We start from the raw sequence: 11,579 nt of genomic DNA, 5'->3' as shown, positions 1-11,579 counted from the left end.
GAAAGATATAAAGATATGATATTGAAATAAATATACATAATTGGTAAACTTAACAGGAGTTAGGAAATTAGCGTGTAAATAATTGCAAAGGAAAGGATTATGAAAAGAGTAAGAGATTTTATTGGATATCTACTATCTCTAGTTATGATAGTAGGACTTATGCTGCCTTTGGCGAGCATGGATGTAAACGCTGCTACACCTAGAGAGGTGACAGCACGTGTAACTAAATTTACTATTCAGAATATTGCTGGAACAGACAAGAATAGTGTTTATAAGGGAGATACGTTCTTCCTAGCTATGGAGTGGGATGCTAGTGCTAATGGCGATAATATGCGTGCAGGTGATTATTTCGATATCAAACTGCCTGATCAGGTGTTCTATCCAAACGGCGCAGCGGCACTAGACTTCGATATATACGATTTAAATGGAAATGTAGTGGTTGGAAGGGCTCACATTACACCGGGCGCAAACAACCGCGGCGGAAAAGTCAGAATCACATTCAACAATTGGGTGAACGGAAGAGAAGATGTAAAGGGTAAGATTAACATAGCTGCAAAGCTCGAGCTAAGCCAGATTACTATAGATTCAAATAACACGCTAGTTGTTACGGTTGGCTCTCAGGTCTATCCAGTGACTATACGCGTTGATGGCCCTGGAATACTTCCACCTGAGGTTCTAGGTAAGTGGGGCAGTGCAGCCGCAAGTGCTAATGAAGCTAACTGGGTTATACGTATAAATCACAAGAAAGACACGCTGACTAACCTTGTAATTTCCGACAAACTCACCGATGGTCGAGGCGACGAGACATATATACCTGGAAGCTTTGTTTTGACAGAGACCACTATAGATGCAAGGGGATATGAACATGGTACCCCGACAGTAGTTAATCTGACAGGAAAGCTCAACCTCGCTGCAGACGGAAGATCGTTCAGTATAAGGATGGGAAATATTGCTCAGAAGCAGTACATACTCACCTACCGTTCGACTTATCACCCTGGTACTCTACTTAAGAACCTGGCGCAGCTCGTTTCTAGCGAACAGAGCACACAAATCGTTTCTAACTACAAGGTCATGGATTCATCGGGAGATGCTAGCGGAATCTACTCCAAGACGACTGTAAAGGTTGAGAAGAAGTGGGTTGGCAAAGCAAAGGATTCCGTAACCGTCAAGCTATATGCAGACGGTGCAGATACTGGAAAGTCAGTAGTTCTAAATGCAGCAAATCAGTGGAAGGGTGAGTTCACAAATGTACGCAAGTACAATGATGATGGCGATAAGATTGAGTATACCGTTAAAGAGGCAGACGTCTCGGGGTATACAGCAAAGGTCACTGGAACACAGGAAGACGGATTCACAGTGACAAACACAGAGATTCCACCATCGACTCCAGGGCCTAAGACTCCAAAGAGCAGACTTACACCTAAGACTGGAGACAGCAATGATATCGGAATGTATGGACTGATTTTACTATCGGCTATTACGGTTACAGGTGGGCTGCTTATGAGAAGAAAGAGTCTCTAGGTTCACGATAATTAGCAGATAACATTGTATTTTTTTAGAACAATATAAAAAGGGCGGTGCTATTTGGCACCGTCCTTTTCTAGTGTCTAAAATAATTTCAGTTATAGATGCTAGAATTATCAATGGAATTAAGCCTTTGGAATATAAATTAAACTTAAAAAGTCTAAAATTGAATAAATATGCGAATAATGATAAAATACATTGATTATGTGAATGTTTTGTAAAAGGAGGACATATGAGTAAAACTATCTCAAAGATGCTATCTTGCGTACTTGCATTGATGGTAGTTATTACGGGTGCAGTACCTAGCATAGGCGAAGTCAGTGCAGCGACTACAGACCTCAAAATCACTTCGGTTAAGGTTGTAAATACTGAAACTGGAGCTGTTGTTGCGGATCTTATGGCTGGTCAGAAACCTAAACTAAATGTCGGAACGACGTATTCTTTAGACGTGGATTACAATATCCCGCAGGAGTTACGAAATTCCGATACGTATTTTACTGCAACACTTGGAAATGGGCTTTATTTCAAGTCGTTACCGGGTGCTACATTTACACAGGGACCGATTACATCAACTGGCTTTGAAGAACTTGTAAAGACACCGACAGGTACGGGAACATCACCATACAATTATCCGACGGCTGGTTCAAGTAAAGCGCGCTCAGGGGAGGTTACGTATAAGACCAAGAAGGGTCTTGATGCAGCGGCTTCCCACAAAGAGATGATATTTACAGTCGATGAGGCGTATGTAAATCAGGATAAGAACCAGGTTTTAGCTGACGATATCAAGGTTAGGGTTGGCACGAGCACAACAAATGCGACTGATTCGAAGTCCTATGATGTGATTGCTGCCGATGAATTTACATATGCATACTGGAATGACCAGAGCTCAGAGGTTATTTCGAAGGGGAACACCACTTCGATTATCCAGACGTCGACGTCTTTTTCGCATCAATGGCAGAATATCAGCGATAAAGCATTGACGAAAGCGAACAGCAAGACGACAGTCGAAATAGTATATCCTAAGGATGTTGAGCTCGTCGGGCTCGAAGAGACAGGTCTCTATCATGCAAACGGAACGGTTGAATCGACTACGATTGTGGGAGATAACAAAGTTTCCGTAGTGTCATGGAATGAACCTGGCTCATATAGCGGCGGACTTACATTCAAACCGCACATCAAGGTCGACGCAAACAGTACGCGTGCAAATGGAAGTTCTTTTAACGTGCAGATTAAGAATTTGCATAAGACCGTGTGGAATGATACACAAAATGCAGGTAGGACTAGCAAGAACAACGTGGCTAATCTCACAGTTCAGCTTATCGATGGTTCTGATCCAGAATCCATAAAGAGCAGAACTACCGTTCAGAGTGCTCCAAACTGGTCATACAAGAAGAATGATTCTTACAATGTAAGATTGGGATCGCTCCTCATCAAGAATGATCTTGCTATCCCATCTCGCAAGGCTAAGACTATCGAGATGAAGCTAGATACTACTAATAAGGCTATCATCAGAGGTGTGACTATTCCTTATAAGGCAGGAATGACGTATGGACCTATTCACTGGACTGCTTCCGATGGGACAAGTGGTACTGCTGATCCTAGCATCCTCGAGACGTCAGGTGGAGTATCTGCGCTTATCAAGAATACTAAGCTAGGGCTCGATATCAATACATCGATTAAATCGATTAAGGTAGATATCGGCAAGCTACCGGCTGGATATGACGGCATTAGACCTAACGATGATCTCCTAGATGGTAACAAACTTGGACCTGGCGAGTTTTACGGATGGAGCTACATACCAGCAGGAGTTTTCGGAACTTGGAAGAAGGGTGAGAAGGACGATGTAGTAAGCACGATTAGCTTTTACAACTCTGACGAAACACCTACCGCAGCAGATACGGTTACAACTAAGGCAACTAGCAGAGCTCCTGAGGTTCTAAACGGCGTTGGAAACATCAACAAGACACAGGTACTCGGAGGCGATGAGTTCAAGATAACTGGCCGCATCAACGATGCTAACTGGGATTGGAACCCACTTCAGGAACCAGTGCTATATGTGATGATGCCAGAGGGCTTCAACTACAAGGATTTAACCATTACTAATGGTACCCTCGGAAGTCCTAAGTATGTAGGTGAATATCGAGATGTGAACGGAACACCTGTTAGGGTGTGGAAGTACAATGTGGATATCGGCAGTGAGACTAGAGGTCAGTATCAACCAGACTTCTCAATCAAGTCGATGAACATGAGCATGACCGTCACACCTAATGAAAATGCTGCAAAGGGAACTTATCATATCAATGATTTCTTTGCCTTTACCACCAAAGACTTCAAGGAAATTGATGCTGTGATTAAGCCTGAGAAGTGGGATAGAAGCAACTGGTCGACTAACAACAGCAGATATGCAAAGACGGAGAACGGCAAGGCAAAGAGCGTATTTGACAGCAAGGTGAATTCCGGAGAGTTCATGGTATCGCTATCAGAAGGTCCTGGAGTTACAGTGCAGCAGGCAGCTGCAGTGCGAGGTGACTCAAAGCTTCTTGTTGAGGATAAAACTACTGGCGAGAACAAAGAGTATAAGTATAATCCGACTAGTGCAGAGACTAAGACGGATACTACGCCAGTACTCAAGAGAGGCGATAAGGCGACGCTGAGAGTTACCCTTAGAAATAACGCTGCTCAAGGACTGGATCACGCGAATGTGTTCGTGCCACTACTTAAGAAGGATGCAAACTACGGACAGAGCTTTAATCCAGAGGGCAAGAACAATCTGCCACTCAAACTAGACTCTGTAAATGTTTCACCTAACTTCCGAGTGGAATATATCAAGCTTCACCCTGGTAAGACATATAATGTTAATAAGGCGCCAAGCGCTTCAGATTACGACGTAGTGACTGACCCAGCGGATGCGGATATGGTTCATCTAGTTTCGACTAAACCTTTGGCGGAAGGTGACGGCGGCTCGATAGATGTTGTATATAAGGTAGCATCCGATTTGTCCTATGACTATAACGAGAAGATTGACGTTCTATCGCCGGTACTCGATTACGATATCAGCGGTAACAAATCGATCACTACGCTCTCAGCATCGGCTATCACAGTTTCTATTCCAGAGCCTGAGAAGGTTGAGGTTTCAGGAACTAAGACATGGGTTGATGCAAATGACCAGGATGGTAAGCGCCCAAGCTCGATTACCGTTAAGCTGTATGCTGACGGTAATGACACTGGCAAGACTGCGACTGCTAATGCGGCAGGCAACTGGAACTACTCGTTCGGAAGAGTTCTCAAGTACGACGATAGCAACAGAGAGATTAAGTATACAGTCAAGGAAGTTGCTGTAGATGGATACACATCTAAGGTGACAGGCTATAATATCGAGAACACTCATAAGGTTGAGAAAACCACTGTTTCTGGTAAGAAGACTTGGGATGATGCGAATGACCAAGATGGAATCAGACCTAACGGTGTTACCTTTAAACTCTATGCAGATGGCGTAGATACTGGTAAGACAGCGACTGCTGATGCATCGAGCAACTGGAAGTATAAGTTCGAAAACCTCGATAAATACAAGGCGGGAAATGTCGTTACTTACACTGTGAAGGAAGCTTCGGTAAACGAGTACACAGTCATTCAGGATGGGTTCAACTTTACCAACAAGCACACGCCATACACAAGAACAGTTAAGGTTACAAAGAAGTGGGCTAACGATGTAGCTGGTGACAGACCTTCATCAATTAAGGTTCGCCTTATGGCAGATGGGACTGAAGTAGCAGATAAGACTGTTACACCGGATGCAAATGGTGATTGGAAGGCTGAATTCGATAATCTACCTGTCAATAAGGACGGAAACAAAATCAAGTATACCGTCAAGGAAGATCAGGTGCAGGATTATACAGCGGCGTATACCGGTGATGTGGACAATGGATATATCATTACGAATACCCACATCGAGAAGCCAAAGCCTAGTAAAACGGGCAAGAAGCTCGTAAAGAGACACGGTCCTAAGACTGGTGATATGACAAATATCATGCTGTATGGGGTTGTTCTCCTAGTGGCTGTACTTGGGCTTTTAATCGCTGTGATTAAAAGGCGCAATAAGTAAATAATATATTGGAAGCTACCCGAGTCATCGGGTAGCTTTTTGGTTGATGAAACTCTCCGGATATATGTTAGATTATCTGGTTGGACCTTATTATTTTAGGATGAGAGTGATATTATTAGCATATTAGTAGAAATGATAATCTCGCCTGGCAAATACGATTGGAAGTCGCAAGTTCAGCATAGTGGTAAAAGAGGATAAAAATGGCGTATATTGAGATGAGACACTGCTTCAAGCGGTATGCTTCTGGAGAAAGCGAAATAATAGCAAATAATGATGTAAGCTTTGAGATTGAAAAGGGAGAATTAGTTATTATTCTCGGGGCTTCGGGTTCCGGGAAATCCACAATCCTCAATATCTTAGGCGGGATGGATACCGTTAGCGAGGGCGAGGTAATTGTTGATGGAGTTGATATCGTCAAACTCAGCGATAGAGAACGCACCCTATATAGAAGAAATGACATAGGATTCGTATTTCAGTTCTATAACCTAATACCGAACCTTACAGCAAGGGAGAATGTAGAGTTAGCTTTAGAAATTGTCAGAGATACAAAGGATGTTGATGAGACCATTAGGTCGGTGGAGCTAGGAGATAGAATGGACAATTTTCCAGCACAGCTTTCTGGTGGAGAACAACAGAGAGTTTCCATCGCAAGGGCTATTGCTAAGAATCCCAAGCTCTTACTCTGTGATGAACCGACTGGAGCACTTGATTATAAGACTGGAAAACATGTGCTTCATATCTTGCAAGAAATGTCTAGGAAAAATGGCGTAACAGTCGTAATTGTGACGCATAATTCGGCAATTGCACCAATTGCTGATCGCGTGATTTATTTGCACGATGCCAAGGTTAGGTCGGTTGAAGTTAATGAGAACCCGTCAGATATAGAGAGTATAGAGTATTAGGTGGTGTATATATTATTATGAAGCAAACTATGGGGAAAGTGACACGAAGACTGATAAAAAAATCGCTAGGACGTTTTCTATCTATCGTGCTGCTGACTATGCTTGGGTCGATGACTTTAATTGGATTAAAATCTGCGGGTCAGGATATCAATAGGAGCGCAAATGAGTACTTTGAGAGGCTAAGCACTATGGACTTAGCGGTTATTGGAAGCCAAGGTCTTGGAGCAGCCGACGAGGAGGAAATTAGGGAAGCGCCCGGTGTAAGTGAAGTGGAGTTCGGGAATTTCGTAGATACAGGCCTTGCAAATTCTTCATCAGCTATACGCATATACTCAGCGCCTCGTAAGTTATCGAAGTTTGAGGTAGTCAGGGGAAGGATGCCATCACGAGAAGATGAAATCGCGCTCACAGATAGGTACAGAGGGAAATATAAAATAGGTGATATCGTTGAATTTTCTGAAAAAAGCGATAATTTAATGCAATTAAAGAGGCATGCCTACAAGATTACGGGATTTATAAATTCATCTGAAATTATCGCTGATAATACGCTAGGACCAGCTAATGCAGGCTCTGGTGCGCTTTCAGGATATGCAGTTGTAGTAAAGTCTGCTTTTAAGCAGAATGTTCCAGTGATAGCTAGGATAAGATTCAAAGATCTAAAGGATGTGGATAGATTTGGAGACTCGTATACCGATAAGTTAAAAAAGCACAGCAAGGAGCTGGAAAAATTAGTGAGCGACAATGCTCCCGCTAGAAAAGTAGAGCTGGAAAGAAAGCTAAGAGCGGAATACGAATGGCGGCTTACAAGGAGTAACACCAGTGGTTTTTACGCAGGTCAAACAAATATAGGCAAAAACCATCTCAATGGAAAAGTTGCGCATCCTTCGAAGCTATCAGTACCTGAACCTGAATATCATGTCTATACATTCAGAACAATGCCGGGTAGCGATGGTGTAAAGATGCTAAGAAATATGTCGTTTGGTATAGGAAAGGTGGGAAATGTATTCCCTGTCGTTCTATACTTAGTAGCAGCACTCGTAACTGTGGCTAATATGACACGATTTGTTTATGAAGAACGCATCAATGCTGGGGTTATGAAAGCGCTCGGGTACACTGAACATGACGTGACTAAGCAGTTTGTTACTTTTGGTCTCTGTTCAGGTGGAATTGGGTCATTCCTTGGAGTGCTACTTGGGACTTATGGGATACCATATATCCTATGTTCATCCCTGATGGCGAATATGACTATGCCTATTCCGGCACTTAAATTTAATTGGACCATTGTAGTTATTGCAGTTTTACTTTCGTTATCGTGCACGGTTATGCCAGTGCTTGCCATTGTACATCGAGAGTTTAAGGCGAATGCGGCACAGCTGCTACTGCCTAAGCCGCCAAGCAGTAGCTCAAGGATTTTGCTAGAGCGGGTAAAATTCATATGGAAGAGGATGAGTTTCATTCAGAAAGTTACTGCAAGAAATATATTTAGATACAAACAGCGAATGTTAATGACAATATTCGGAGTCATTGGATCAGTTGCGCTACTCTGTGCTGGGCTTGGAATTTCATCTTCGGTCAATGATATAGAGGGAAGGCAGTTTGGAGATCTTATAAAATATGATGTAGTTGTTACAAAGTCTGATGAGATTACAAATGATGAGCAAATTAAATTTGATAAGATTTTAAAATCATCAAGTGTTACAAGATATGAAGATGTGTATATTAAGCAGGTATCACAGCAGATAAAAGGAGTGGATGATGAGCAAGATATTACCATCATGGCGACATCTAAGAAAAGCTTTGCCCCTCTCATTGATATAAAGACAAAAGCCCTACATAAATCCATTACTTTACCAAAGAATGGAGTTGTAATTACCGAAAAGCTAGCTAAGCTATTAGGGGTATCGAAGGGCGACACGTTTAATCTTAACGATGGAGGCAAGACATATACCGTTAGAGTAAGTGAAATTGCTGAGATGTATGCAGGACACTATATGTTCGTTAGTGACGATTACTATTCACAGATATGGGGTGAGACTCCTGCTGCCAACAGCTATTTGGTCAAGGTCAATGAGAAGAGTGATATTGCTAATGTGGCATCAAAATTCATGAATCTAGAGGGTGTTAAAGGAGTAGCTCATAATCTCAATATAATCGAGCAGGTTCGTGGTGTATCAAAATCTTTGCTGACGGTAATGTTTGTTTTGACGATTATGTCGACCCTGCTAGCCATAGTGATTCTCTATAATCTAACTAACATAAATATGGTAGAACGAATCCGCGAGATATCTACCGTTAAGGTCCTTGGATTTCTTAATAAAGAAGCCACCATGTACCTATACCGTGAGACTATAGTGCTATCAATTATCGGAATTGGACTAGGGCTTATATCGGGTAAAATACTACATGATTTTATAATCGCGTATGTTGCTCCATCGCACGTTATGTTTACGCCCAATATAGAGATATGGGGATATATAGTTCCGAGCGGAGCAGTTATAGGAATACTATTTGTGTTGTGCGTTTATGTAAATCGCATGATTAGAAAACTCAATATGCTGGACGCATTAAAGTCGGTTGATTAGAAACCAGCTTTATATGGATAATACTATTGACGTCACTAGAATAACCAGTATAATCGTCTTAATAGCACATTATTTAATTGTGCGAAATCTTTTGTTTCTATCGACATGTAATGATGATTAGGTAGGTATATATGAAAGCAGTAGAGGCATTATTTCCGGTGTTTTTTATGCTCTTTTTAGGGCTACTGGCAAGAAAAAGGCAGTGGATTACATTTGCACAGAACGAAGGTGCAAAGAAATTAGTATTTACAATCTTATTTCCGTTACTAGTATACAAAGTGCTTGTAACATCCGAGCTCAAGAGTACATTCCTCATCCAGATTATATATATGGATATAGTCTGGCTAATTGTGCTGTTTATAGGGTTTAAGCTAACGCCGTTTACCGGCAAAAAGTTTGCACATATCTCGCCTTATCTACTAGTAACTTGTGAGGGTGGGAATGTAGCTTTGCCACTATACATATCTATAGTCGGAGCGGCACATGCGGTTAATATAGTCACATTTGACGTTGCTGGAATCTTGATTAACTTTGGAGTGCTACCGATTCTTGTGACTAAAAAAGTCGTTGGCCAGGTTGAGTGGAAGGAGCTGTTAAAGAAGATTTTTACAAGCTCGTTCATGGTTTCGGTCATCGGGGGAGTGTTCATGAACCTTACAGGACTTCATAAAATGATTATGAGCATGGGACTCGAGTCTACATTTAATTCAACGATGGAGCTAGTTATAACACCGATAACAGGCATTATACTATTTACACTGGGATATGAACTGAAATTCGAAAAGGAGATGATTTCTTCTCTAATAAGACTTGCGCTAGTTAGACTCGTCCTCTGCTCGATAATCATAGGGTTATTCTATGTAGTTTTCCCAGAGCTCGTATCTGAGAAGGTTTTCGAGATTGCTATTCTGCTGTACTTCATGTGCCCAACTGGATTCCCAGTTCCACTTCAAGTACAGGCGCTCGTTACGGGTGAGGATGATGAGAGCTATATGTCAGCATTTATCTCACTATTTCTTGTAGTTGCGCTAATCGCATACACGCTAATCACAATCTTTGTGGCATAACGGATAGTTATAATGTAAATTTTTAATGATATTAAGGAAATTATGGAGGGGATTATGAGTGAGATTAAGAGCCCATGGCCAGGACCAAAGGGATTGATACCTGTTACAAGCGGGAAGGCAGATGATGCGAACGTATATAACAGGGCATATCTGGACAGCATTCACGTGGAGATGAGGGTGATTGATGCAGTTATTCCGGACCTAGGCTGTGAAATATTTGGAGAGAAGTTTTCTTCGCCGATTATGATGCCTGCTTTTTCACACCTCAATAAGGTTGGTAAGGACGGCAAGAAGCCTATGGTTCAGTATGCAGAATCGGCACTCGAGCTCAATGTTCTAAACTGGGTCGGTATGGAGCCGAACGACGAGTATGCAGAAATTGCTGCTGTCGGTGCGAAGACTGTGAGGATAATAAAGCCTTTCATGGATCATGATAAGATTCTAGATGAGATAAAGTTTGCTGAAGAACACGGGGCAATCGCTGTAGGTATTGATATCGACCACGTGCCTGGAACTGATGGCAAATACGATATTGTAGACGGATTCCCTCTTGGACCCGTTATGCAAGTAGACCTTGAGAAGTATGTAACGGCAACTGAACTTCCATTTGTTGCAAAAGGCGTACTGTCAGTTCAAGATGCGGTTAAGGCTAAGGATGCAGGCTGTAAAGCGATAATCGTATCGCATCACCACGGAAGGATACCGTTCGGAATTGCGCCAGCCCAGATACTCCCAAGAATCAAAGAGGCTCTAGAGGGAAGCGGCGTGTTAGTATTTGCTGATTGCTCTATCGATACTGGATATGATGCGTATAAACTTCTCGCACTGGGTGCAGATGCGGTTGCTGTAGGACGCGGAATACTTGGACCACTACTCAAGGATGGAAGAGAGGGAGTAACCAAGAAGGTGATAGAGATGAATCAGCAATTATCTGAGCTCATGATGTACACGGGCATTAAGGATGCTTGCTCTTTTGATAAATCGGTATTGTATATATAGCTGATAAATTTATCACAAAAATACATGATAAAGTCTTGACAAAGTTATGGAATAGGATAGAATGGAGATAACAAAATAAGAAATGATTATATAGATAAAAAATCTTGATTAAGGAGGAATATGATATGGTAAGTGCAACAGTTGGATTTATAATTTCGGGAGGATGCATGGCCTTATCTTATGGTTTAATCAAGATGACATATAATAGAAGCAAATATGGTAGAGCGTTCCATTAGGGAACATACCATAGGTAACATTTTCTCTATATTCCTAAAAATGCGGAGGGCGAGCTAAGAGTGCTCGTCCTTCGCATTTATATATTTTTTTTAAAAAGTCATAAAAAACCTCTTTACAAAGTTAGAGAGCTCTAATATAATAAGCATTAGTTAGAGATAACTAACAA

General features: G+C 41.8%; 6 protein-coding genes. All 6 read left to right on the top strand.

The annotated features are described in order from the left end of the window. Positions 1-99 precede the first annotated feature (99 nt). The 6 genes from Q7O90_RS06575 to Q7O90_RS06550 all read left to right on the top strand — a co-directional run bounded on the left by Q7O90_RS06575 (position 100) and on the right by Q7O90_RS06550 (position 11,176). The gene (locus tag Q7O90_RS06575; protein ID WP_304128763.1) at positions 100-1,521 is read left to right on the top strand and encodes a Cna B-type domain-containing protein; all 1,422 of its coding nucleotides are present in this window, start codon (positions 100-102) and stop codon (positions 1,519-1,521) included. Between the two features lie 235 nt (positions 1,522-1,756). After that, entirely contained in the window at positions 1,757-5,626 is a 3,870-nt protein-coding gene (locus Q7O90_RS06570; RefSeq protein WP_304128761.1) for a Cna B-type domain-containing protein, read from the top strand. Positions 5,627-5,826: 200 nt separating this feature from the next. Next, entirely contained in the window at positions 5,827-6,528 is a 702-nt protein-coding gene (locus Q7O90_RS06565) for an ABC transporter ATP-binding protein (RefSeq protein ID WP_304128759.1), read from the top strand. A gap of 29 nt (positions 6,529-6,557) precedes the next feature. Next, positions 6,558-9,110, top strand: coding sequence for an ABC transporter permease (locus tag Q7O90_RS06560; protein WP_304128757.1), 2,553 nt, complete (start codon positions 6,558-6,560; stop codon positions 9,108-9,110). Between the two features lie 131 nt (positions 9,111-9,241). Next, positions 9,242-10,177: a transporter gene (locus Q7O90_RS06555; RefSeq protein ID WP_304128755.1), complete on the top strand. Its 936-nt coding sequence runs from the start codon at positions 9,242-9,244 to the stop codon at positions 10,175-10,177. Between the two features lie 54 nt (positions 10,178-10,231). Next, the gene (locus Q7O90_RS06550) at positions 10,232-11,176 is read left to right on the top strand and encodes an alpha-hydroxy-acid oxidizing protein (protein WP_304128753.1); all 945 of its coding nucleotides are present in this window, start codon (positions 10,232-10,234) and stop codon (positions 11,174-11,176) included. The last annotated feature ends 403 nt before the right edge of the window (positions 11,177-11,579 follow it).

Source organism: Mogibacterium diversum (assembly GCF_938028775.1).
GTDB lineage: Bacteria > Bacillota > Clostridia > Peptostreptococcales > Anaerovoracaceae > Mogibacterium > Mogibacterium diversum_A.
The sequence above is the reverse complement of the archived record's forward strand: the minus strand, read 5'-3'. Positions and strand labels throughout refer to the sequence as shown.